Source organism: Amycolatopsis sp., from assembly GCF_035546795.1.
Taxonomy (GTDB): Bacteria; Actinomycetota; Actinomycetes; order Mycobacteriales; family Pseudonocardiaceae; genus Amycolatopsis_E.
In genome coordinates, this window is the sequence record NZ_DASZWC010000012.1 from 20106 (window position 1) to 41321 (window position 21216).

26 protein-coding genes are annotated in these 21216 nt (G+C 69.7%); 9 read left to right on the forward strand and 17 right to left on the reverse strand.

Features of this window, described 5'->3' with window-relative positions; all coding sequences use genetic code 11:
• Positions 1-3 precede the first annotated feature (3 nt).
• On the reverse strand, positions 4-453 hold the full coding sequence (locus VHD82_RS08770; RefSeq protein WP_325699314.1) for a pyridoxamine 5'-phosphate oxidase family protein: 450 nt from the start codon (positions 451-453) through the stop codon (positions 4-6).
• 24 nt (positions 454-477) lie between these two features.
• On the opposite strand from VHD82_RS08770, the gene VHD82_RS08775 reads away from it, so the two are divergent.
• On the forward strand, positions 478-1524 hold the full coding sequence (locus VHD82_RS08775) for an NAD(P)H-dependent flavin oxidoreductase (protein ID WP_325699317.1): 1047 nt from the start codon (positions 478-480) through the stop codon (positions 1522-1524).
• Here the strand turns inward: VHD82_RS08775 and VHD82_RS08780 are convergent.
• Positions 1521-2495 carry an alpha/beta hydrolase gene (locus VHD82_RS08780; RefSeq protein ID WP_325699320.1) on the reverse strand — a complete coding sequence of 325 codons (975 nt, stop codon included), beginning with the start codon at positions 2493-2495 and terminating at the stop codon, positions 1521-1523. The genes VHD82_RS08775 and VHD82_RS08780 overlap by 4 nt on opposite strands.
• 114 nt (positions 2496-2609) lie before the next feature.
• Entirely contained in the window at positions 2610-3575 is a 966-nt protein-coding gene (locus tag VHD82_RS08785; protein WP_325699324.1) for a quinone oxidoreductase family protein, read from the reverse strand.
• 43 nt (positions 3576-3618) lie between these two features.
• On the opposite strand from VHD82_RS08785, the gene VHD82_RS08790 reads away from it, so the two are divergent.
• Genes VHD82_RS08790 through VHD82_RS08800 form a run of 3 tightly spaced genes read left to right on the forward strand, consistent with a single transcriptional unit; the run spans position 3619 to position 4597 of the window.
• On the forward strand, positions 3619-3819 hold the full coding sequence (locus tag VHD82_RS08790) for a hypothetical protein (protein WP_325699327.1): 201 nt from the start codon (positions 3619-3621) through the stop codon (positions 3817-3819).
• Positions 3820-3828: 9 nt separating this feature from the next.
• The gene (locus VHD82_RS08795; RefSeq protein WP_325699329.1) at positions 3829-4224 is read left to right on the forward strand and encodes a ribonuclease domain-containing protein; all 396 of its coding nucleotides are present in this window, start codon (positions 3829-3831) and stop codon (positions 4222-4224) included.
• Between the two features lie 13 nt (positions 4225-4237).
• Positions 4238-4597: a barstar family protein gene (locus VHD82_RS08800; protein ID WP_325699331.1), complete on the forward strand. Its 360-nt coding sequence runs from the start codon at positions 4238-4240 to the stop codon at positions 4595-4597.
• On the opposite strand, the gene VHD82_RS08805 is transcribed toward VHD82_RS08800, so the two are convergent.
• From VHD82_RS08805 to VHD82_RS36755, 13 genes are all read right to left on the reverse strand, one after another.
• Positions 4598-5371 carry an enoyl-CoA hydratase-related protein gene (locus tag VHD82_RS08805; protein WP_325699334.1) on the reverse strand — a complete coding sequence of 258 codons (774 nt, stop codon included), beginning with the start codon at positions 5369-5371 and terminating at the stop codon, positions 4598-4600.
• An 82-nt stretch (positions 5372-5453) separates the two neighbouring features.
• The gene (locus VHD82_RS08810; protein WP_325699337.1) at positions 5454-6053 is read right to left on the reverse strand and encodes a Uma2 family endonuclease; all 600 of its coding nucleotides are present in this window, start codon (positions 6051-6053) and stop codon (positions 5454-5456) included.
• A gap of 26 nt (positions 6054-6079) precedes the next feature.
• The gene (locus VHD82_RS08815) at positions 6080-6961 is read right to left on the reverse strand and encodes a TIGR03854 family LLM class F420-dependent oxidoreductase (RefSeq protein ID WP_325699340.1); all 882 of its coding nucleotides are present in this window, start codon (positions 6959-6961) and stop codon (positions 6080-6082) included.
• A 111-nt stretch (positions 6962-7072) separates the two neighbouring features.
• The gene (locus VHD82_RS08820; RefSeq protein ID WP_325699343.1) at positions 7073-7774 is read right to left on the reverse strand and encodes a sirohydrochlorin chelatase; all 702 of its coding nucleotides are present in this window, start codon (positions 7772-7774) and stop codon (positions 7073-7075) included.
• Between the two features lies 1 nt (position 7775).
• Entirely contained in the window at positions 7776-8651 is an 876-nt protein-coding gene (locus VHD82_RS08825) for an ABC transporter permease (protein WP_325699346.1), read from the reverse strand.
• Positions 8638-9435, reverse strand: a complete 798-nt coding sequence (locus VHD82_RS08830; protein WP_325699349.1) for an ABC transporter ATP-binding protein — start codon at positions 9433-9435, stop codon at positions 8638-8640. Before VHD82_RS08830 ends, VHD82_RS08825 begins: the two co-directional genes overlap by 14 nt.
• A 34-nt stretch (positions 9436-9469) precedes the next feature.
• Positions 9470-10486, reverse strand: a complete 1017-nt coding sequence (locus VHD82_RS08835) for an ABC transporter substrate-binding protein (RefSeq protein ID WP_414637481.1) — start codon at positions 10484-10486, stop codon at positions 9470-9472.
• An 88-nt stretch (positions 10487-10574) separates the two neighbouring features.
• Positions 10575-11876, reverse strand: coding sequence for a sulfate adenylyltransferase subunit 1 (locus VHD82_RS08840; protein WP_325699355.1), 1302 nt, complete (start codon positions 11874-11876; stop codon positions 10575-10577).
• On the reverse strand, positions 11876-12799 hold the full coding sequence (gene cysD, locus VHD82_RS08845; RefSeq protein WP_325699357.1) for a sulfate adenylyltransferase subunit CysD: 924 nt from the start codon (positions 12797-12799) through the stop codon (positions 11876-11878). The genes VHD82_RS08840 and cysD overlap by 1 nt, the downstream gene beginning before the upstream one ends.
• 230 nt (positions 12800-13029) lie before the next feature.
• A complete protein-coding gene (locus VHD82_RS08850) occupies positions 13030-13734 on the reverse strand; it encodes a phosphoadenylyl-sulfate reductase (protein ID WP_325699360.1) in 705 nt (234 codons plus the stop codon).
• The gene (locus VHD82_RS08855) at positions 13731-13880 is read right to left on the reverse strand and encodes an Insertion element protein (protein WP_325699363.1); all 150 of its coding nucleotides are present in this window, start codon (positions 13878-13880) and stop codon (positions 13731-13733) included. Before VHD82_RS08855 ends, VHD82_RS08850 begins: the two co-directional genes overlap by 4 nt.
• A complete protein-coding gene (locus VHD82_RS08860) occupies positions 13877-15574 on the reverse strand; it encodes a nitrite/sulfite reductase (protein ID WP_325699366.1) in 1698 nt (565 codons plus the stop codon). Before VHD82_RS08860 ends, VHD82_RS08855 begins: the two co-directional genes overlap by 4 nt.
• Before the next feature lie 127 nt (positions 15575-15701).
• On the reverse strand, positions 15702-15812 hold the full coding sequence (locus tag VHD82_RS36755; protein WP_414637476.1) for a putative leader peptide: 111 nt from the start codon (positions 15810-15812) through the stop codon (positions 15702-15704).
• Between the two features lie 80 nt (positions 15813-15892).
• On the opposite strand from VHD82_RS36755, the gene hemW reads away from it, so the two are divergent.
• From hemW to VHD82_RS08880, 4 genes are all read left to right on the forward strand, one after another.
• Positions 15893-17023, forward strand: a complete 1131-nt coding sequence (hemW, locus tag VHD82_RS08865; RefSeq protein WP_325699369.1) for a radical SAM family heme chaperone HemW — start codon at positions 15893-15895, stop codon at positions 17021-17023.
• Positions 17024-17115: 92 nt separating this feature from the next.
• The gene (locus VHD82_RS08870) at positions 17116-17613 is read left to right on the forward strand and encodes a SigE family RNA polymerase sigma factor (protein ID WP_325699999.1); all 498 of its coding nucleotides are present in this window, start codon (positions 17116-17118) and stop codon (positions 17611-17613) included.
• A gap of 1 nt (position 17614) precedes the next feature.
• Entirely contained in the window at positions 17615-18583 is a 969-nt protein-coding gene (locus VHD82_RS08875) for a hypothetical protein (protein ID WP_325699371.1), read from the forward strand.
• A 60-nt stretch (positions 18584-18643) separates the two neighbouring features.
• Complete coding sequence (locus VHD82_RS08880; protein WP_325699374.1) at positions 18644-19303, forward strand: class I SAM-dependent methyltransferase; 660 nt, start codon at positions 18644-18646, stop codon at positions 19301-19303.
• A gap of 6 nt (positions 19304-19309) precedes the next feature.
• On the opposite strand, the gene VHD82_RS08885 is transcribed toward VHD82_RS08880, so the two are convergent.
• Complete coding sequence (locus tag VHD82_RS08885) at positions 19310-20245, reverse strand: LysR family transcriptional regulator (RefSeq protein ID WP_325699376.1); 936 nt, start codon at positions 20243-20245, stop codon at positions 19310-19312.
• Between the two features lie 100 nt (positions 20246-20345).
• Here VHD82_RS08885 and VHD82_RS08890 point away from each other — a divergent pair, with 100 nt between their 5' ends.
• Positions 20346-21215: a xanthine dehydrogenase family protein subunit M gene (locus VHD82_RS08890; protein ID WP_325699379.1), complete on the forward strand. Its 870-nt coding sequence runs from the start codon at positions 20346-20348 to the stop codon at positions 21213-21215.
• The last annotated feature ends 1 nt before the right edge of the window (position 21216 follow it).

Here is a 21216-nt window from a genome sequence, read left to right on the forward strand (position 1 = left end):
CGCTCAGCCCCGCGCGTTGCCGGTGAGCTTCGCCGCTTCGACGAACACGCAGCAGCGGCGCTCGGCGGCCATCACGCGGTCGTACTCCGCCCAGTCGTCGTGCGTGCCCGTCGCGGCGCGGAACACGGTCCGGAGCAGTTCGGGCAGCCCGGCGGGGTCGAAGGCCGCGTCGGGGTCGTCCGGCCCGATCAGCCGCACCGGCCCCTGCACGGCGGCCCATTCCCAGCCGCGGCGGAACACGACGGTCGCGTTGCCGCGCTCGCGGAACAGCTCCAGCTTCCGCGTGCCGCCGCGGGCGACGAAACCGATGCTCGTCCGCCCGCTCACCGGGTCGTCGAGCAGGCCGGCGTTGACGATCGACGCGTGCACCGTGCCGTCGGCCCTGGCCACGGCGATGGTGGCCAGGCCGTGTTCGGCGACGGCGAGTTTCCTCACCAGATCCAGATCAGCCATGGGCTCAACCCTAAGCTGGATTCCATGTTCGAGGAGCTGCGTTTCCCGGTGTTCGTCGCGCCGATGGCGGGCGGGCCGACCACGCCGGAGCTGGTGGCCGCGGTGGCCGAGGCCGGGGGCTCCGGTTTTCTCGCGGCGGGCTATCTCGACGCCGCTGCGCTCGCGGAGCGCATCGCCCGCACGCGTGAGCTGACGGCGAAGCCCTTCGGGGTGAACCTGTTCGTGCCCGGCGAGCGCTCCACCACCGATCTCGCCGGCTACGTCCGGCGTGTCGAGGCCGAAGCGCAGCGGTACGGGACCGAGCCTGGCGAGCCGCACTGGGATGACGATCGTTACCCGGAGAAGCTGGATCTCGTTGTCGCGCAACGGATTCCGCTCGTTTCCTTTACCTTCGGCCTGCCCTCGGCCGAGGACGTGCGGAGGCTGCACCGCGCGGGCAGCACGGTGATCGCCACGGTGACGGGCCCGGAAGAAGCGGTCCGTGCGGCGGAAGCCGGCGCCGATGCCTTGTGCGTGCAGGGTTTCGAGGCAGGTGGGCATCGGGGTCTGTTCGCCGATGACCCGGCGCTTCCCGCGGGCGGTGAGACGTACGGCCTACTGGCCGCGCTCCGGCTGATCGGCAGGCGGGTGGATCTGCCGCTGATCGCCGCAGGCGGGCTCACGCACGGCGCGGACATCGCCGCTGTGCTCACCGCGGGCGCCGTCGCGGCGCAATTGGGCACGGCCTTTCTGCGCGCCGACGAGGCGGGCACTCAGCAGCCGCAACGGCGTGCGCTGACCGAAAGCGCCCGCGGCACGGCATTCACGCGCGCGTTCAGCGGGCGCCCGGCCCGTGGCCTGGTCAACAGGTTCCTCACCGAGAACTCCGCTGCGCCCGCCGCCTATCCGCAGGTGCATCACCTGACCCGCCCGGTTCGGGCCGCGGCGGGCAGAGCCGGGGATCCCGAAGCGATGAGCCTGTGGGCGGGCCAGACCTACGAGCTGAGCACCGAAGGCCCGGCCGCGCGGATTTTCGCGCGCCTGCTGACCGAGGCCGAGGCCGCGATCGAGAAAGTCCACATCGGACGCTAACCGGCCGCGGCGTCCAGCGTGGTGGCGACCCGCACCCGCGACTTGCGCTTGTGTGTCACGCCCGCGGCGAAGTAGGCGAACAGTTCGGCCAGCCCGGCCGGGTCGTCGAGCTGCGGGCAGTGCCCCCAGTCGTCGCGCACGACGAGCCTGCTTTGGGGGACAAGGGAATGCAGCCGACGCCCCGACGCGGCGCTGACGAGCCGGTCCTTCCCGCAGGCGACGACGAGCAGCGGGATCTGGATCCTGTCGAGCCCTTCGTACGCTTCGGCCAGCTCCTCCACCAGATGCCGCGCTTGGTCCAGCCGGGTGGTGGCGGACCGGTAGTCGGGGAACAGGCTGGTGAACCGCCCGACGTGCTCGGCCTCGGCGATCGCCCGGTCGGCATAGAGCAGCCGTGGGACGACGTAACCGGCGATGGTCCGGACCAGGAAACCCGGTACCGGCAACGGAAGCGACGCGGCCAGCCGCAGCGGCAACGGGTACCGGCCGACCGCCCGCACCAGCCAGGTGTCGGCGAAACCCGGTGCCGCCACGGAAATCACGCCCGCGATGGGATGCCGCGAACTGTAGGCGGCGCGCAGGCTCATGGTGCCGCCCAGCGAGTTGCCGGCCAGGATCACCTTGCCGAATCTGGCCTGTTCGGCCAGCAGTGCGTCGACGAACCTGTCCAGCTGGGGCAGCATCGCGCCGGAATTCAGCGGCTCGGCCTCGCCGAAGCCGGGCAGGTCCACGGCGATCGCGGAGAAGCCCGCCTCGGCCAGTTCGGACAGCGCCGGCCGCCAGGTGTCGGCGCTGTCGCAATAGCCGTGCAGCAGGACGAGTCTGGTGACGCCGCGCTTGGACTTGCGAGGGCCGACTTCCAGGACACGAGTGCGGACGCCGGCGTAGCTCCGCTGGCCGACCCGGACGAGGTCCGGGTCGGCGGCTGGAGCGCCCGGGTCTGCCGCCTTCTCCCGCTGCATTGCGGTCATATACCCAGATTAGCGAGGAAATCTCGCTTTTTCCGGGCATTGGGTGGATCACAAACCTGTCTCGGACCGGTGTCAGGTCTGCGTCCCCGCAGGTAGGGGGCTGTTTCCGGCAGGTTAACGAGTGAAAACAATTTTTCCGGCGGTTTCTCCGTCCAGCATGGACTGGAACCCCTGTTCCGCCTCGGCCAACGGCAGTTCGGCCCCGATCTGCGGCCGGATCCCGGCCAGGTCGAGGTAGCTGAGCAGATCCGCCAGCTCGTCGCGGGTGCCCATGGTGGACCCGACCACGCGCAGCTGCAGGAAGAAGACCCGCTGCAGGTCGGCGCTGGGATCGGGGCCGCTCGTCGAGCCGGAGACAACGACCACCCCGCCCGGTTTGAGCGATTTGAGGGAATGTCCCCAGGTGGCCTTTCCGACGGTCTCGAAGACCCCGTCGACCCGTTCCGGCAGCCGTGCCCCGGACTCGAAGGTCTGGTGCGCACCCAGCTGCTCGGCGAGCGCCCGCTTCTCCTCGCTACGGCCGGTCACCCAGACCCGCAGCCCGGCCGCGCGGCCCAGCTGCACCAGCGCTGTCGACACACCGCCCGAGGCGCCCTGTACGAGCATCGTCTGGCCCGGCTTGAGCCCGGACTTGACGAACAGCATCCGGTACGCCGTCAGCCAGGCGGTACCCATCGTGGCGGCTTCGGCGAAGGACAGCCCCGCGGGCTTGGGCACGGCGTTGCGGGCGGGCACGATCACGTAGTCGGCGAAGCTGCCCTGGTGCTTCTCGGTGAGCAGGGTCCGCTTCGGGTCGAGCGTGTCGTCGCCCTGCCAGCCGGGCGCGTTGATCACCGAGTGCAGCACCACCTCGGTGCCGTCCTCGAGTACCCCGGCGCCGTCGCAGCCGAGGATCATCGGGAACTGGTCGGGCTTGATCCCGACGCCACGCAGGGTCCAGATGTCGTGCATGTTCAGGCTGGCGGCCTTGACGGCGACCTTCACCCAGCCCGCCGGCACGTCCGGGTCCGGGCGCTCGCCGACGACGAGCGAGTCCAGCGGCTTTTCCTGGTTGGGTTCTTTGGCGTAGACGGCGAACATGCCAGCAACGTACCTTCCGGCGGGCCCGCGTAGGCTGTGAGCTGTGTTCGATGGAGTGGCCGGCTGGTGGGACAACGCCGAGCTGTGGCTGGCACAGCTGTGGTTCCCGCTGCAGTTCGTGCTGGTCATCGCGGTGCTGGGGCCGCTGTGTCTCGGGGTGGCCTGGCTGATCGACCGGATCGTGGACAGGGTGGGCGCGTGGTTCGGCCCGTCCCGTGACGAGGACTGTCCGCCCCGGTCCTAAGGTTGCCTGGTGTCAAGCAGAAGGCGCATTACCGTCGCGCTGGTCGGGCTCATCGTGCTCGTCGTGGGCGGCTGGCTGGTCAAGGACCTCGGCGGTGGTGATTCCGGCAGCGGTACCGGGATGCGCACCGAGTCGCTGTCCCAGCTGCCGGCCGAGGCGGGGCAGACCTGGCGGCTGATCCAGCGCGGTGGGCCGTTCCCGTATCCCCGCAACGACGGGGTGGTGTTCGACAACCGCGAGAAACTGCTGCCGCAGCAGCGGAGCGGTTACTACCATGAGTACACCGTGCCCACCCCGGGCAGCGCGGACCGCGGTGCGCGCCGGCTCATCACCGGTGGGTCGAAGGAGCTGTACTACACCGGTGACCATTACGCGTCTTTCGTCGTCGTAGATCCCACGAAGTAGCAAGTTGAAGGCCATGACCACGAACTCGAAGACCATCGCGGACCAGGCGCGTGCGCGTGGCGCGCACTCGCACCTGATGGCGGGCCAGCCGGTCGACAAGCTGTCCACAATGGACGCCATCGCGGCGGCGCTGTCGTTCCCCGGCTACTTCGGCCGGAATCTGGACGCGCTCTACGACTGCCTGACCGATCTGTCCTGGTTGCCGACCGGGGAGCACGTGCTCATCTGGACCGGCTCGGATGCCTTGAAGGCGGCTGATCCCAAGGCGTACCTGGCGATCCGCAGCGTGCTGTCGGACGCCGAGCGCGCGCTGGCGCCGGGCGGCGACCGGGCGGACAGCCGCCGCCTGACGGTGGCGCTCAGCGACGAATAGCTAGCCGGCCGGGACCCAGTTCGGCTTGCGTTTCTCGGCGAACGCCGTGATGCCCTCTTGCCCTTCTTCGCCGGCGAAGAAACGCGCGGAAAGCGCATTCATCGCGGCGAATCCGGCCGATGGGGTGGGCTGGCGGGGGCTCGCGAGCAGTTCCTTCGTGGCGGCCAATGCCGCCGGGCCGCCGAGGGTGAGCGCATGCACGTAGCGCTGCACCTCGTCGTCGAGTTTCTCCGCCTCGACCGCCGCGGTGATCAGCCCGATTCCGGCCGCCCGGTCGGCGCCGAACACCTCGCCGGTGAGCAGCAGCTCCTGCGCGGCGCGCGGCGCGATGCGGGGGAGCACCACCAGCGAGATGATCGCGGGCACGACACCGATGCGGACCTCGCTGAACGCGAAGGTGGCTTCCTTGGCGGCGACCACGATGTCCGAGGCGGCGACCATGCCGACCCCGCCGGCGCGGGCGGGCCCGGTCAGCCGGGTGACCACCGGTTTCGGGCTGTTCCAGATCTGGTCGAGGATCTCGGGGAACTCGTTGACCCCCTGGTCCTCGGAGCCGGCGCCGCGGGCTTCCTTGAGGTCCATGCCCGCGCAGAACACCGGTCCGGTGTGGGTGAGCACGATGACGCGGACGGCTTCGTCGCCCTTGGCCTTGGCGAGCGCGGCGCGCAGCTCGCGGCGCAGCTGGGCGGACAGCGCGTTGCGGTTGTGCGGCGAGTCGAGCGTGATCGTCGCGGCGCCACTCGCCACTGAGTAGTGCACCAGTTCGTCGGTCATGGTCACCGACTTTGCCATATTCGCCGGGGAGCGCACGCGTGAGATTGGCTGCACCCCGGCTGGGGTGTCCGATGTGGACGGTTCAGGCGGTCAGCCGGGTGAGGTCGAGCTCGGCGGGGAAGGGTTCGCGGGTGGTGAATCTGCCGGTCGCCGCGGGGGCGTCCTGGTAGCCGAACTCGCCGGCGAGGTGACAGGCGACGAGCGAGACGGGCGCATCGAGGTCGACGATCCAGTAGCGCGGGATTCCGGCGTCGGCGTAGTCGTCGTGCTTGACGACGGTGTCCATCCTTTTCGAGCTCGGCGACACTACCTCGACGACGATCAGCACCTCGCTCGCCCGGAGCATGTCCCCGTCGCGCTGCACGCGTTCCAGATCGATATCGATGTCCTGAACGACGGCATGCTCACGTGACAGCTGGGCATCAAGCTGGAAGGCCAGCCGCATCGAGGCGATATTGTGCAGCGGTCGCGGGCTCGGCGACATCAACAGGCGGCCTTCCTGAAGCTCCGTGTAACCAGGCTCGGTTTCACCGAGCGCCGCATACTCTCCGCGACCGTCAGCAGACGGGGCTCGCCAGCTACCTGGGTTGTGGAGCGCGTCACAACGTCTCCTCACGTCGCCGCAACGTCTGGCAGGTCCGCGTTTATCCGCGTCACCAGGCCAAACGTTCACCTTCGTCATCGCGGAAGAGACCGGCACCTGCCAGGTCAGTTCTGCCTCGGGAGCAGTTCCGCCGCGAACCGGTCCGCGAACTGGTCGAAGGAACCGGGCCCGCGGTGGTACACGACGAACTTCGTCAGCCCCGCGTCGATGTACCCGTCCAGCAGGCGGTGCAGCTCCGCCCAGCTGCCGGCCACCAGCTCCGCCGGGTCGACGTCCGGGCGGCGTTCGCGCACCACCTCGGCCAGGCGCGGTGGGACACCGCCGTCGGTGAGCGTCAGGCTGACCCCGTAGTGGTCCGCCTCGATCTCGCGCCCCGCTTCGGCCGCGGCGGCTTCGATCGTCTCGCGGGCTTGGGCCGCTTCGCTTGCGGTCAGGAAACTGCCGAGCCACCCGTCGGCATACCGGCCGATCCGCCGTAACGCCGCCGGGGCCTGACCGCCGAGCCAGATGTCCAGCGGCGCGGCCGGACGCGGGCCGACGCGCACGCTGTCCAGTTTGTAGAACTCGCCCGCGAACTCCGCACCCTCCTGCGTGAGCGCCGAACGCAGCAGCCGCAGGGACTCGTCGAACACATCCGCGCGGCGGCCGTCCGGCACCTCGAACAGATCCCGCTCCGGGCGTTGCGCGGGCCGCAGGCCGAAAACCGGCAGCACCCGCTTCGGCGACAGCGCGGCCAGTGACGCCAGCTGTTTCGCCACCAGTACCGGATGCCTGCCCGGCAGCACAGCCACCGAGGTGCCCACCTTGAGCCGCTTCGTCCGGGAGAGCGCGTGCGCCATCCCGATGAACGGGTCCACCGCGCCCGAGTACACGTGCTCGGAAAGCCACAGCGAATCGATCCCGGAGGCTTCGAGCCGGTCGGCGATCGCCGACAGTGCCGAAGGTCTGGTCTCCGCCCCGAGACCCACGCCGATGCGGATTTTCATACTGTGCCTTTCGTGACCAATCCGACCACAATCACGGCTGGCCGGCTTGTGTAGCAAGGGTTACGGGTTGCTCGGGGTCTGCCTACTTCTGGTCGGATTGCTAACACCAAGCTACGCCGCCGCGGCCGGCGCGGAAGCGTATCGGCACAAAATCAGTTCTCCCACACGGGAATCCGGCGCGAGCGGGTCCGCGAGCAGCACGCCGGGCGCGGCTTCTCGTGCCAGCGAAGCGATCCTGTCCGGCAATAGGCCCGGTGCGAGGAACCAGGACGCCACCGCGAAGCGCCGCGCGCCGCGTGCGCGCAGCTTCGCGATCGCGGCCGGCACATCGGGTTTCGTGGCGCTCGCGAACGCCGGTGCGACCGACATCGGGAACCGTTTGTCCCACCGCCGCGCAAGCTCCTTCACCGCTTCGTTGGCGGGCTCCCGTGACGAACCCACCGCCGCGAGCACCACGCCCAGCTCGGGATCCGCCGAATCCGCGCCTGTCTCGGCCAGCCTGTCCAGTGCCACCTCTTCCAGCACCGGATCGACGCCGAGCACATCCGCGACGGATACGCGAAGTCCTGGCACCGCACGCACCACCGCGGGCAGGTCGACGCGAGCGTGATAGGCGCGGCCCAGCAACAACGGGACCACGACAGCTTCGGGATGACCCTGCTCCCGGAGCCCGCGCAGCACGTCGGTCAGCAGTGGCTCCGAAAGGTCCAAAAAGGAGGGTAACGCGCCGATTTCCGCCACCTGGGCCCGAATCGTCGCGGCAGACCGGGGATCCCGGCTGCCGTGTGCGACGACGACGAGTGGCGCGGTCAACCTACAGTGCCCCGGTCAGCCCACGTGTCCGCAGTACGGATCGTTCCAGCGGCCGGAAGACCAGCAGCTCGATTCCGACGCCCACGAGCAGGATCAGCACGATCGCCGAGATCACCGTCGGCATGTCCGACAGGGTGCGCCCATCGTCGAGGTACGCGCCGAGTCCCTTGCCCAGCAAGGGAGAAGTCGCGATGATCTCCGCCGCCATCAGCGACCGCCACGAGAACGCCCAGCCCTGCTTCAGGCCGGCGAGATAACCGGGCAGCGCGGCGGGCAGCAGGATGTGCCACGACGCCTTCAACCGCCCCGCGCCGAGCACCTTGCCCACCCGCGGCAGGATCGGCGGGATCTGGTCGATCCCCGCCACCAGGCCGTTGGCGATCGACGGCACACTGCCCAGCAGCAGCACCGCGTACATCGTCGTGGGGGTGACGCCGAACCACAGCACCGCGGCCGGCACCCAGGCCACCGAGGGCAGGCTCTGCAGCCCGGACAGGAACGGCCCGATCGCCGAGCGCACCACCCGGACCTTGGCCACCAGCAACCCCAGCGGCGTGGCGATCACGATCGCGATCAGGAAACCCAGCACCGCCCGGTGCACCGACGTCCAGATGAACCCGAACGCCTGCCCGTGGCTGATCTGGCCCCACAGCTCGTCCCACACCGCCAGCGGCGCCGGCAGCTGGTACTCCGGCCAGAACGCGGCCGCCCACAGGCACTGCCAGACGACGATCGCGACCACGAGGAACAGCACCGGCGGCATGACGGCCCACAGCACCCGGCGCGTCCTGCTCCGGCCCTGGTCGAGATCCGGCGGGGTGTCCAGCGCGTCGAGACCCGCCTCGACCTTCGCGTCGAGGTCGTCAAGCTGCGGCATGGCTGGAAATCACCTCGCGCAGCCGTTGGTTGATCACGTCCACCGTGGTCACCTCGTCCGCGCCGGACAGGCCGTCCACATCCCATTCCTGCACGACCCGCCCCGGCCGCGAGGACAGCAGCACCACGCGCTGGCCCAGCCGGACTGCTTCGCGCACATCGTGTGTCACGAACACGACGGCGGCCCCGGTCGACTCCCACACCCGCAGCAGCTCGCCCTGCAGCACGTCACGGGTGATCGCGTCGAGCGCGGAGAACGGCTCGTCCATCAGCAGCAGCGGCGGAAGGTCGCCGTCGGAGGTGTGCAGCGCCGAGGCCAGCGCGCGAGCCAGCGCGACGCGCTGCCGCATCCCGCCGGAAAGCTCGTGCGGGCGTTTGCCGCCGACTCCGTTGAGCCGCACCAGTTCCAGAAGTTCGCCGGTGTGCTGCTTGCGCGCCGACCGGGACACCCCGGCCAGCCGCAGCGGCAGTTCCACGTTCGCCGCCGCGGTCAGCCACGGCATCAGCGCGGCCTCCTGGAACATCACCGCCGGGCGCGAGCTGCGCAGCTCGATCTCGCCCGCCGACGGCCTGTCCAGGCCGGCGACCAGGTTCAGCAGCGTGGTCTTGCCGCACCCGGACGCACCGAGCAGGCAGACGAACTCGCCGGGCGCCACGTCGAGGTCGACGCCGCCGAGCGCGACGACGCCACGCCCGCCCTGGCCGAAGCTCTTGTGCACCCCGGTCAGCCGGACAGCGTGCTCGATCGCGGGCTGCACCGTCGGATCCTCCAGCGTGGCGGTCATCGCGCTCGCCTGCCTTTCTCGGTCGTCGGGGTGGTTACTTCTTGTCCAGGCCGTCGGCGCTCACCGTCGGCTTGCCGGCCTGGGTGAGTACCGCGTTGAGCGCGGTGAGATCGAAGAACCCGTTCACCTTGGCCGCGCTCTTGGCTATCCCGGCCGTCACCTGGTCCTGCGCCAGCTGCGGGAAGCGCGAGGCCAGCGGGTCGGTGGTCAGCTCGATGTTCTTGAACGAGCTGTCCAGCACCGGCTGGGACAACGCCGAACCGGTCAGGGACTTGAGCTGCCGGTTGATCGCGGCCTTGGCCTCGGCCGGGTCGCCGGCGGCGAGGTTGTTCGCGTCCAGCACGGCCTTGAGCACGGCCTGCACGGTCTGCGGGTGCTCGTCGAGGAACTGCTTGCGCACCACGATCACCGTGGTCGGGAACTGACCGTTGGGCCACAACGTCTTCTCGTCCACCAGCACCTTCGCGCCGGCCTCGTTGACCAGCCGCGAGGACCACGGCTCGGGCAGCCAGGCACCCGCGATCGCGCCCTTCTTGAACTGGTCGAGGGTGACCGAGTTGTCCTCGCTCTGCACGTTGACCCCGGTCAGCTTCTGGTCGGAGATCCACTTCTTGAGCGAGACGTCCTGGGTGTTGCCCGCCTGCGGGTCGGCGACGATCTTGCCCTGCAGGTCCTGCGGGGTGTTGATCTCAGGCTTCACCACCAGCTGCGCGCCGCCCGAGGTGGCGCCCGCGATCAGCCGCACCGCGTCGCCGTCGGACTTGGCGAAGGCGTTGATCGCCGGGCCGGAGCCGATGAACCCGATGTCGACGGAACCGCCCAGCAGCGCCGAAACCTCGTCCGGGCCGGCGTTGAACTTGGTCGGCGTGAGCTTGGTGCCGCTGCCCAGCTCCTGGGTGAAGTAGCCCTTGTCCAGCCCGATCAGCGCCGACGCGTGCGTGACGTTCGGGAAGTACGCCAGCCGCACCTCGGTGGCCGGGGTGCCGGCGCCGGTCGTGGCTGCCGAGGAGGAGTTGCTGCCGCTGTCCGCCCGGGAACATCCGGTGACCACAGCCAATAACGACAGAGTTACAGCCACGACACGGGTGCTGCGTCGCACAGTTCTCACGGGCGGGACCTTTCGGGGGAGGGGTTTTCTGTCAGGGGCCGGGGGAAACGACGTCACGGTCGGAGCGGAGCACCGGCAGGGGTGCGCCGACCAGACCGGCCGCCAGGGTGGTGCCATCGGACGGGTCGATCACCAGGAACGCGCCGCTGCGGCGGGAAACGGTGTAGTCGTCGACCGGGAGCTGCTCCGCGGTACGGATCTTCGCCAGGCCAATCTCGTTGAGCTGCAACGTTTCCGGTGCATCCACAGTGGACAGTTTCTGCTCGTCGAAGCGTGCGGTGATCTCCTCGACGAGCGCCTGCACGGTGCGCGCGCCATGCTTGACCAGCACCCGGGCACCGGGCTTGAGCGGCTTTTCCGACAGCCAGGCCAGCGTCGCGGCCAGCTCGTCGGTGGCCACCGGAGGCTCGGCCGCGGCGGCGATCACGTCGCCGCGGGAGATGTCGAGGTCGTCGGCCAGCACCAGGGTGATCGAACGGCCGGCCGCCGCCTCCGTCAGCTCGCCGTCGGCGGTGTCGATCCGCTCGACCGTGGTGCGCAACCCGGCGGGCAGCACCACCACCTCGTCGCCCTGGCGGACGGTGCCCGCCGCGACCTGGCCCGCGTAGCCGCGGTAATCCGGGTACTCCGGCGTGCGCGGGCGGATCACGTACTGCACCGGGAACCGGAACGGCGCGTCGTGCGGATCCGGCGCCGCCGGCACCGTCTCCAGGTGGTCCAGCAGCGTCGGACCGGTGTACCACGGGGTCTTGGCCGAGCGGTCCACCACGTTGTCGCCGACGAGCGCCGACACCGGGATGGTGAGCACCGAACCGGCCGGGTAGCCCAGCGACGCGGCGTGGTCGCTGAACTCCTTGGCGATGACGGTGAACGTCTCCTCGTCGTAGTCGACCAGGTCGATCTTGTTCACCGCCAGCACCAGCCGCGGCACGCCCAGCAACGCCAGCACAGCCGCGTGGCGGCGGGTCTGCTCGATCACGCCCTTGCGCGCGTCCACCAGCAGGATGGCCAGCTGCGCGGTGGACGCGCCGGTGACCGTGTTGCGGGTGTACTGCACGTGCCCCGGGGTGTCGGCCAGCACGAAGGACCGCTTGGGGGTGGCGAAGTAGCGGTACGCGACGTCGATCGTGATGCCCTGCTCACGCTCCGAGCGCAGCCCGTCCACGAGCAGCGAAAGGTCCGGAGTGGACAGTCCGCGGTCGACGCTGGCGCGGGTGACCGCGTCCAGCTGGTCGGCCAGCACGGACTTGGTGTCGTAGAGCAGCCTGCCGACGAGCGTGGACTTGCCGTCGTCCACGCTGCCCGCGGTGGCCAGCCTCAGCAAACTCGACATCAGAAGTAGCCTTCCCGCTTGCGGTCTTCCATCGCGGCCTCCGAGAGCCGGTCGTCGGCGCGGGTCGCGCCGCGCTCGGTGAGCCTGCTCGCCAGCACTTCCGCGATGACCTCGTCCACCGTGGTGGCGGTGGATTCGACGGCGCCGGTGCAGGATCCGTCGCCGACGGTGCGATAGCGCACCGACAGCTCCTGCACCTGTTCGCCCTCACGCGGGCCGCCCCACGGACCTTCGGTGAGCCACATCCCGTCGCGGCGGTAGACCGCGCGCCGGTGCGCGTAGTAGATCGAGGGCAGCTCGACCTGTTCGCGCGCGATGTAGTTCCACACGTCGGCTTCGGTCCAGTTGGACAGCGGGAACACGCGCACATGCTCTCCCGGACGGTGCCTTCCGTTGTACAAGTTCCACAATTCGGGACGCTGCCGCCGTGGGTCCCACTGCCCGAACGCGTTGCGGAGGCTGAAAATCCGCTCCTTCGCGCGGGCGCGCTCCTCGTCGCGGCGGCCGCCGCCGAACACGGCGTCGAACTTGTGCTCGGTGATGCTGTCCAGCAGCGGCTGGGTCTGCAGCGGGTTGCGGGTGCCGTCGGGACGCTCGGTCAGCCGCCCGTCGTCGATCCAGTCCTGCACGTTCGCCACGATCAGCCGCAGGCCGTACTTCTCGACGACGTGGTCGCGGAAGGAGATGACCTCGTCGAAGTTGTGCCCGGTGTCCACGTGCAGCAGCGGGAACGGCACCGGCGCGGGCCAGAACGCCTTGATCGCCAGGTGCAGCAGCAGGGTGGAGTCCTTGCCGCCGGAGAACAGGATCACCGGCCGGTCGAACTCGCCCGCCACCTCCCGGAAGATGTGGATGGCCTCGGATTCCAGAGCCGCCAGGTTGTCGGTGGCCGCGTCGGTCGCGGGGGCTTCCAGAGTGGTCATCCCTGCCTCCATGCTCGTGTGGCCAGCAGCTTGCGCCGCTGCGGGTTCTGAGGTGGCCTCTCGCGAGGACAGCGCCGACGTGGTGACGGCGCTGTCGCGCGGAGCGCGTCCGTCAGGGGTGGTGGTTGGGCTGGCGGGCGGGAATTCATGAGGAGGCGATCCCACAGTGAGAGATCGCCTCAGGTTCCGCTACACGCACTGCTTCGCAGGCCACGATTCGAATCTCCTTCTCAGCCGTGCAGGCCGCACTCGGTCTTGTTCTGTCCGGCCCAGCGGCCGCTGCGCGGGTCTGCGCCCGGCGCGACCTTCGCCGTGCACGGGGCGCAGCCGATCGACAGGTAGCCCTCGGACACCAGCGGGTTCTCCAGTACGCCGTGCTCGGCGATGTAGCTGTGGAACTCCTCGTCGGTCCACGGTGCGATCGGGTTGATCTTCACCAGGCCGTTGCGGTCGTCCCAGGTGACGATCGGGGTGTTCGCCCTGGTCGGCGCGTCCACCCGGCGCACGCCGGTGACCCACGCCGAGTAGCCCGACAGCGTCTTGCGCAGCGGGATCACCTTGCGCAGGTGACAGCACTGGTTGGGGTCGCGGTCGTGCAGCTTCGGGCCGTACTCCGCGTCCTGCTGGGCCACTGTCTGCTCGGCCTGGGCGTTGACCACGCGGATGTCCGGGTACACCGTCGCCACCGCGTCACGGGTGCCGATCGTCTCGGCGAAGTGGTAACCGGTCTCCAGGAACAGAACGTCCACATCGGACTTCACCTGGGTCGCCAGGTCGATCAGCACCGCGTCCTGCATGTTCGAGGCAACGATGAAGTCGTCACCGAAAGTTCCCACGGTCCAGTTCAGCGCCTCGAGCGCGGTTGCGTCGGCGAGTTCCTCGGATGCCTTGTCCGCCAACGCTTTCAGGTCTTCTTTGGTGGTGGCCGTGGTCATTTCGCTCCCTCGGGTAACCGGATTCCCAGGAAATTCACAGTGAAGACTCGTCTACAGGCGCAACAAAGCCACGAGTCGTTCTCTTCCGGCCGCAGGTCTTCGTCACCGCAGAACGGGCAGTAGAACGGCGTGGTGCGTCCGCTCATCGGAGGTCGGCCTCCTCGGCCCGCGCCACCCACTGCGCGAACCGCTCGCCGTTCTCCCGTTGCGTGTGGTAGTTGCGCACGATGCGCTCGACGTAGCCGACGAGCTCGTCACCGGTCACCTTGTGGCCGCGCAGTTTCCGGCCGAACCCGGCGTCCAGGCCGAGCCCGCCGCCGAGGTGCACCTGGAAGCCCTCGACCTGCTCGCCGGCGTCGTTGGTGACGATCTGGCCCTTGAGCCCGATGTCGGCGGTCTGGATACGGGCGCAGGAGTTCGGGCAGCCGTTGAGGTGCACCGAAACGGGATTGTCCACATCGGACTGGATGTCGGCGAGCCGCTTGTCCAGCTCGGCCACCAGGTCCTTGGCGCGGGCCTTGGTCTCCACGATGGCGAGCTTGCAGAACTCGATCCCGGTGCAGGCCATCACGCCGCGGCGCCACGGGGTGGGCTGCGTCGGCAGGCCCAGCTCGGCCAGTTCCGCCTGCAGACCGGGAAGTTCGGCCTCGGGCACGTCCAGCACGACCAGCTTCTGCTGCGGGGTCAGCCGGACCCGGCCGGAACCCGCGCGCTCGGCGGCCTTCGCCACCGCGATCAGCGTGGAGCCGGACACCCGGCCCGCGATCGGCGCCGCGCCGACGTAGAACTTGCCGTCCTTCTGCTTGTGCACGCCGACGTGGTCGCGCTGCACCTCGGGCGCCTCCGGCGCGGGGCCGTCGATGAGCTTCCGGTCGAGGTACTTGGTCTCCAGGATCTCCCGGAACTTCTGCGCGCCCCAGTCCTTGACCAGGAACTTGATCCGGGCGCGGGAGCGCAGCCGGCGGTAGCCGTAGTCGCGGAAGACGGAGATGACGCCTTCCCATACCTCGGGCACCTCGTCGCGCGGGACCCAGGCGCCGAGGCGCTGGCCGATCATCGGGTTGGTGGAGAGCCCGCCGCCGACCCAGACGTCGAAACCGGGGCCGTGCTCGGGATGTTCGACGCCGACGAAGGCGACGTCGTGGATCTCGTGCGCCACGTCCTGCAGGCCGGACACCGCGGTCTTGAACTTGCGCGGCAGGTTGGCGTACTCGGGCTTGCCGAGGTAGCGGCGCTTGATCTCGTCGATCGCCGGGGTGCCGTCGATCACCTCGTCCTCGGCGATCCCGGCCAGCGGCGAGCCGAGGATGACGCGCGGGCTGTCCCCGCAGGCGGTCATCGTGGTGAGGCCGGCGCCTTCCAGCTTCTCCCAGATCGTGGGCATGTCCTCGACCCGGATCCAGTGGTACTGCACGTTCTGGCGGTCGGTGATGTCCGCGGTATCGCGAGCGTAGGTCTGGGAGACCTCGCCGATCACGGCCAGCTGCTCGGTGGTCAGGTCGCCGCCGTCGATCCGGACGCGCAGCATGAAGTACTCGTCGTCCAGCTCTTCGGGCTCGAGCGTGGCGGTGCGGCCGCCGTCGATCCCCGGCTTGCGCTGGGTGTACAGGCCGTACCAGCGGAACCGGCCGCGCAGGTCACCAGGGTCGATGGAGTCGAAACCGCCGTGCGCGTAGATGTTCTCGATCCGCTCACGCACGTTGAGCGGGTGGTCGTCCTTCTTCGAGCGTTCGTTGGGGTTGAGCGGTTCGCGATAGCCGAGAGCCCACTGGCCCTCGCCACGGCGCTGCTTGACGCGCGGGGCGCGGGGTGTGGAGCTGTCGCGCGTCGGCGGTGCCATGTGGTGTCCTCCGGAGTTTCGCGAGGACGTCGGCGCGCATCGGTGCCCGGGTCACAACTGTGGTGGGGAGGCAGTCCGCGGCGTCCGGCGCCCGCTGTCGGCAATTCGTGGTGGCGGGGTGGCGGCGTCAGTGGGACGTGCGGCACAGTGCGCTGGCGACACGACGGAGGTCGACGTGGCGTCGGGCCACGAGGAGCACTCCGGCATAAGTCACGTTCCCAGCGTGCCACGTGCCCACAATGTGGTCCAGCAATGCCCAGGTGCTGGGACGAGCATCACCCTCTTTGGGACGCCGGGCGGTAGTGGACAATCGAAGACGTGTTCGGTGTGTACGTGCATGTGCCGTTTTGTGCCACTCGCTGTGGGTATTGCGATTTCAACACCTACACGGCGGGTGAGCTCGGCAGTGCCGCGTCACCCGCGTCATGGCAGGAGGGGTTGCGCCGCGAGCTGGAACTGGGTGTCCGCCAAGTGGGTCAGCGACCCGCCGAGACGGTGTTCGTCGGCGGCGGGACGCCTTCGCTGCTCGGCGCGAAGGGGCTCGCGGAGGTGCTCGACGCCGTGCGCGGCACCTTCGGGCTGGCCGAGGGGGCCGAGGTCACCACGGAATCCAACCCCGAGTCCACGTCGCCGGAGTTCTTCGCGGGCATCAGGGAAGCCGGGTTCACCCGGATCTCGCTGGGCATGCAGTCCGTGGCGACGCATGTACTGAAAGTGCTGGACCGGGTGCACACGCCGGGGCGGCCGGTGGACGCGGCGCGGGAAGCGCGCGCGGCCGGCTTCGAGCACGTGAATCTCGACCTCATCTACGGCACCCCGGGCGAGCGGGTGGACGACCTGCGCGCCTCGCTCGAGGCGGTGCTGTCGGCGGGCGTCGACCACGTGTCCGCGTACTCGCTGATCGTCGAGGACGGCACGGCGATGGCGCGGCGGGTGCGCCGCGGTGAGCTGCCGATGCCGGACGAGGACGTGCTCGCCGCGTACTACGAGCTGATCGACTCGACGCTGTCGGCGGCGGGGCTGACCTGGTACGAGGTGTCGAACTGGGCCTCGTCGGACGAGGCGCGCTGCCGGCACAACCTCGGCTACTGGCGCGGCGGCGATTGGTGGGGAGCCGGGCCGGGGGCGCACAGCCACGTCGACGGTGTGCGCTGGTGGAACGTCAAGCACCCGGCTCGCTACGCGGCGCTGCTCGCCGAGGGCAAGTCCCCGGAGGCGGGGCGCGAGGTGCTCACCGACGACGACCGGCACCTGGAACGGATCATGCTCGAACTCCGCCTCGCCGAAGGGCTTCCGCTGGAGGCGCTGGACAGTGCGGGTGCGGGGGAGGCCCGCACGGCGGCCAGCGAGGGTTTGCTCGAACCGGTCGCGCTGGGGTCCGGCCGCGCCGTACTCACCGATCGCGGGCGGCTGCTCGCGGACGCGGTGGTGCGGAGGCTGGCCGCCTGAGGATTTCCCGCCGGCGCGGTGGTCGCGCCGACCGCCCGGAAATTTCTGCCGGGTTACTGCAACCGGGTGGCGACGAGCGGCATTTGAAGTATGTGCACTTCGACGAGTTCGCCCGGGAACAGCTGCCCGGGCTCGTTCGGTTCGCGGCCGTCCTGACCGGAGACCGCGAGCTGGCGCAGGACATCGTCCAGGATGCGCTGGTCCGCGCCCACCTGCGCTGGGCCAGGGTGGCCGGGACGGAGCGTCCTGATCTGTACCTGCGGCGGATGGTGGTGAACGGCTACCTGTCCTGGCGGCGGCGCTGGTACCAGCGCACGGTCCAGGCGGTGGCCGACATCGGCCGGTTCGGCGAGCAGCACACGCCGGATCCGGCGAAGCGGCTGGCCGACAGCGACCAGCTGGCCGGCCTGCTCACCAGGCTGAGCCGTCCGCAGCAGGCCGCGATCGTGCTCCGGTTCTACGAGGACCGGGCCGACGAGGAGATCGCCGAGGTACTCGGTTGTGCGGTCGGCACCGTGCGCAGCCATATTTCCCGTGGGCTGGCCGTCCTGCGGGCTCGTATGCGCAATGAGGAACTGGAGGTGGCGTGAGATGGACGAACTGCGTGAAGCCCTGCTGGCCCGTGAACCGCTCGCGCCGGACCCGGACGAGATGCTCGCCGCGGCCGGGCGGCGGGTCGAACGTCATCGCGCCCGGCGGCGGGTGGCCGGTGCGGTGGCGGCCGTCGCGGTCGTCGTCGCCGGGGTCACCACCGGGATGAGCCTGTTGCGTTCTCCGGCACCGGAAGCGCCGGGGCTCACGGTGGCGGCGCCGGGCGCGGTTTCGGCACCGGAGCTGCCCTTCACGCTCTCCGGTGAGCTGACGGGGTACCAGGTGACGAACTGGACGCAGAGCGGCACCGGGTTCTCCGCGGAGCTGACCGGGATTTCGGTACTGGGAAGTGTGGAGATCTGGCTGGGCACCGAAGATCCCGAGATCGGGCAGACCAGCCCGGTGACGGCGGTCGAGGTCAACGGCGGGCCTGCCACCGTGCGCACGGTCGGTTCGCATGGGCAGCTCCGGATCTCGTGGCAGCCTGCGCCGGGCAGGTGGGCCACGATCCTGGCCGGCGTCAGTGGTGCCACGGCCGAGGCGCTGGAGCTCGCGGCGGAAGGGCTGAGTATCAAGCCGGTGCCGGCAGAGGCGCTGCTGCAGTCGTTGACGGTGCCGGGTTCGCTGAGTGTGGCGTCGTGGACCGGGTACAGCGGGGCTCTCGACACCGTGGTGCTGTGTCCCGTTGACGTCCCGTCGAAGAATCCGCCGACGTTTCCGGGAGGTCTGAGCAACACGTCGTGCGTGACGGTCCAGGCCGGGAAGGGCGATGCGCCCTACGCGCCGTTGCCTGCCGGGAACACCTCTTTCAAGGAGGTGGAACGCACTCGCAACGGGGATGTGTACCTCTCCGACGACCACCGGATGGCGCTGCGGCGGGTCGGTGCGGACGGATGGGTGCTGGCCCAGACGGAACACGGGGATGCCTCGGTGCTGCCGGAGCTGGTCATTTCGGCGAAAGTGGGGTGAGGCCAAGCCTTGGGCGTGTCACGATGAACTGGCCAGCGCTGTCGCGGGGAGGGGACGAAGATGTCCGAGCGAGCAGAGAGCATCGCGAACGATCCGTTCGGTGGCCGGCGCCCGACGAGTCATGAACGGATGACCGGACGTCCCTGGGACGCGTCCTACCACGACGGACCCGCGCCGTGGGATGTCGGACCGCAGCCGGCGATCGTGCGCGTGGCGGCCGCGGGCGGGTTCACCGGCACGGTGCTCGACGCGGGTTGCGGAACGGGGGAGAACGCGCTGCACGTCGCCTCGCTGGGGTTGCCGGTGCTGGGAGTCGACGTGGCGGAGACGGCGATCGGGCTCGCCCGGGAGAAGGCCGCCGAGCGTGGGATCGAGGCCGAGTTCACGGTGGCCGACGTGTTCGGCCTCGATCGGCTGGGCCGGACGTTCGACAGGGTGCTGGACTCCGGGATGTTCCACACCTGCGATGCCGACGAACGCGGGACATACGTGGCAAGCCTGGCGTCGGTGACCAAGCCCGGCAGCATCGCGTATGTGTTGTGTTTCAGCGATATCGGCACCGGCACCGGCCCGCATCCGGTCAGCGAGGCAGACCTGCGGTCGGCGTTCAACCCCGGCGCGGGCTGGAAGGTCGCCGCGATCGAGCCGGAACGCGTGCACACCACGTTCCATGGCGCGAACGGCGCTCCGGGCTGGCTCGCGACTCTGCACCGGGTCTGACCGGAGTCAGCTCCAGATCGTCACGTAGACCGGCGGCCGGAAGCGGGACGGTGGTACGCCGGCGCCGGGCGAGCGCATCACCTGCATTGCCGCCGGAGTGCTGACGAAATGCCGCAACGACGCGGCAGCGGTGGAGAGCCGGTCGCGCGGCAGGGTCGTCAGATGCCAGCACACCGTGGCGGGTGTGGCCGGGGTCGGCACCACCACTAGTTCCCGTCGGCGCAGCTGGGGTGCCGCCAGATGCTCGAAGGCGAACGAAACCCCGTGCCCGCTCGCGGCTGCCGACCAGGCCGCGGTCTGGTTGGGGAACACCTGGATGTCGTCCTCGCGAATTCCCATGCTTCGCAACAGTTTCGCGGTTTCGCTGTCCGGGTCCGCGCCCGTCGGGTCCACCAGCCACGGCCATTTCGCCGGGTTCCCGCGGGGCCGGAAACCGGGCGCTGCCAAGGCGATCAGCGCGCACCGGAAGACCGGGGTGCTGTCCAGCCCGCCGTCCAGCTGGGGCCCGAGCGCCGCGTCGGCGAGGCGGTTGCCCAGCAGCACCGGCATTTCCGCGGTTCTGGCCAGGCCGGCGGTGGCGTCGATCGGCAGTCCGGATTTCGCGGTGAAGGCTTCCAGTAAGGGATTCGCCACGAATTCCGCCAGTGTGCTGGTCACCGCCACCTGCAGTCGTTCGGCCATGCCGTTCGCCTCGCGTACCGCGGCGTCGGCGTCCGCGCCGAGCGCCACCATCTGCGAAGCGATGGGCAAGAGCCTGCTACCACCGGGCGTCAGCGTCATCCCGCCGGTACCGCGCACGATGAGTTTGTCCCCGTGATGCTGGCGCAGCGCCGCGAGCGCCTGCGAGACGGCGGGTTCGCTCACCCCCAGCGCCCTGGCCGCGTCCGTCACCGAACCGAGCCGTGCGACGAGTACGAAAGCACTCAGCTGACCTAGGGTCACGAACGGGAAGTCTAGGCCGGACGACGTCGATGGACAGCTCCCATAACGGAACCCTTATCCAGCTGTTGTCAGCCCGGCGGACGCGGACCACGCTCCCCGTATGCAGGTACCCGCACAGTTCCAGTACGAGAAGGCGACCAGCGTGGCGCATGCCCTGAGCCTGCTCGGCAAATACGGTCCCGAAAGCAGGGTGGTCGCCGGTGGGCACAGCCTGATCCCGATGATGAAACTGCGGCTGGCGCAGCCGCAGGCGCTGATCGACATCAACGATCTCACCGAACTCGCCCGAATCAGCGTCGAGAACGGCGCGCTGTGCATCGGCGCCATGGTGCGGCATGCCGAGCTGCTCGCCTCCGCGGTGGCCGGCGAGCATTTCCCGATCTTCCACGACGCCGAGCACCTCATCGCCGATCCGGTGGTGCGCAACCGTGGCACCATCGGCGGATCGCTGTGCCAGGCTGATCCTTCCGAAGACCTCTCGGCCGTTTTCGCCGCCGTGCGAGCGGAAGCGGTGATCGAGGGCCGGGACGGGCAGCGCGTGGTCCCGGTGCGGGAACTGTTCGTCGGGCCCTACGAAACCGTGGTCGGCGACGACGAAATGCTCATCCAAATCCGGGTGCCGATCCGTTCCTCGGCTTCGGCGTATCAGAAGGTCGAGCGGCGCGCGGGGGACTGGGCGGTCGCCGCGGCGGGTGCGGAACTGCGGTTGGACGGGGAGAACGTGGCCGAAGTCGGCATCGGGATCACCGCCGTGGGCGCGCCCAGGTTCCACGCTCCGGAGGCCGAGGAGTTCCTCACCGGTGGCCCGGCCACCGACGAACGTTTCGCCCACGCCGGCCGGATCGCCGCCGAACACTGCAACCCGGTGCCGGACCAGCGCGGCCCGGCCGGCTACAAGCGCCATCTCGCCGCGGCGCTCACCACCCGCGCACTGCGGAAGGCTCGCGCCCGCTGGAACACGGAGGCCTGAC

Bases quoted from the DNA above. Each gene is read 5' to 3' on its own strand.
- VHD82_RS08890 (WP_325699379.1), top strand. From the start codon at position 20,346: ATGCAGGTACCCGCACAGTTCCAGTACGAGAAGGCGACCAGCGTGGCG.
- VHD82_RS08860 (WP_325699366.1), bottom strand. From the start codon at position 15,574: ATGGCACCGCCGACGCGCGACAGCTCCACACCCCGCGCCCCGCGCGTC.
- VHD82_RS08770 (WP_325699314.1), bottom strand. From the start codon at position 453: ATGGCTGATCTGGATCTGGTGAGGAAACTCGCCGTCGCCGAACACGGC.
- VHD82_RS08785 (WP_325699324.1), bottom strand. From the start codon at position 3,575: ATGTTCGCCGTCTACGCCAAAGAACCCAACCAGGAAAAGCCGCTGGAC.
- VHD82_RS08850 (WP_325699360.1), bottom strand. From the start codon at position 13,734: ATGACCACGGCCACCACCAAAGAAGACCTGAAAGCGTTGGCGGACAAG.
- VHD82_RS08775 (WP_325699317.1), top strand. From the start codon at position 478: ATGTTCGAGGAGCTGCGTTTCCCGGTGTTCGTCGCGCCGATGGCGGGC.
- VHD82_RS08810 (WP_325699337.1), bottom strand. From the start codon at position 6,053: ATGACGAAGGTGAACGTTTGGCCTGGTGACGCGGATAAACGCGGACCT.
- VHD82_RS08805 (WP_325699334.1), bottom strand. From the start codon at position 5,371: ATGACCGACGAACTGGTGCACTACTCAGTGGCGAGTGGCGCCGCGACG.
- VHD82_RS08825 (WP_325699346.1), bottom strand. From the start codon at position 8,651: ATGCCGCAGCTTGACGACCTCGACGCGAAGGTCGAGGCGGGTCTCGAC.
- cysD (WP_325699357.1), bottom strand. From the start codon at position 12,799: ATGACCACTCTGGAAGCCCCCGCGACCGACGCGGCCACCGACAACCTG.
- VHD82_RS08830 (WP_325699349.1), bottom strand. From the start codon at position 9,435: ATGACCGCCACGCTGGAGGATCCGACGGTGCAGCCCGCGATCGAGCAC.
- VHD82_RS08875 (WP_325699371.1), top strand. From the start codon at position 17,615: ATGGACGAACTGCGTGAAGCCCTGCTGGCCCGTGAACCGCTCGCGCCG.
- VHD82_RS08855 (WP_325699363.1), bottom strand. From the start codon at position 13,880: ATGAGCGGACGCACCACGCCGTTCTACTGCCCGTTCTGCGGTGACGAA.
- VHD82_RS08840 (WP_325699355.1), bottom strand. From the start codon at position 11,876: ATGTCGAGTTTGCTGAGGCTGGCCACCGCGGGCAGCGTGGACGACGGC.
- VHD82_RS08880 (WP_325699374.1), top strand. From the start codon at position 18,644: ATGTCCGAGCGAGCAGAGAGCATCGCGAACGATCCGTTCGGTGGCCGG.
- VHD82_RS08815 (WP_325699340.1), bottom strand. From the start codon at position 6,961: ATGAAAATCCGCATCGGCGTGGGTCTCGGGGCGGAGACCAGACCTTCG.
- VHD82_RS08780 (WP_325699320.1), bottom strand. From the start codon at position 2,495: ATGACCGCAATGCAGCGGGAGAAGGCGGCAGACCCGGGCGCTCCAGCC.
- VHD82_RS08800 (WP_325699331.1), top strand. From the start codon at position 4,238: ATGACCACGAACTCGAAGACCATCGCGGACCAGGCGCGTGCGCGTGGC.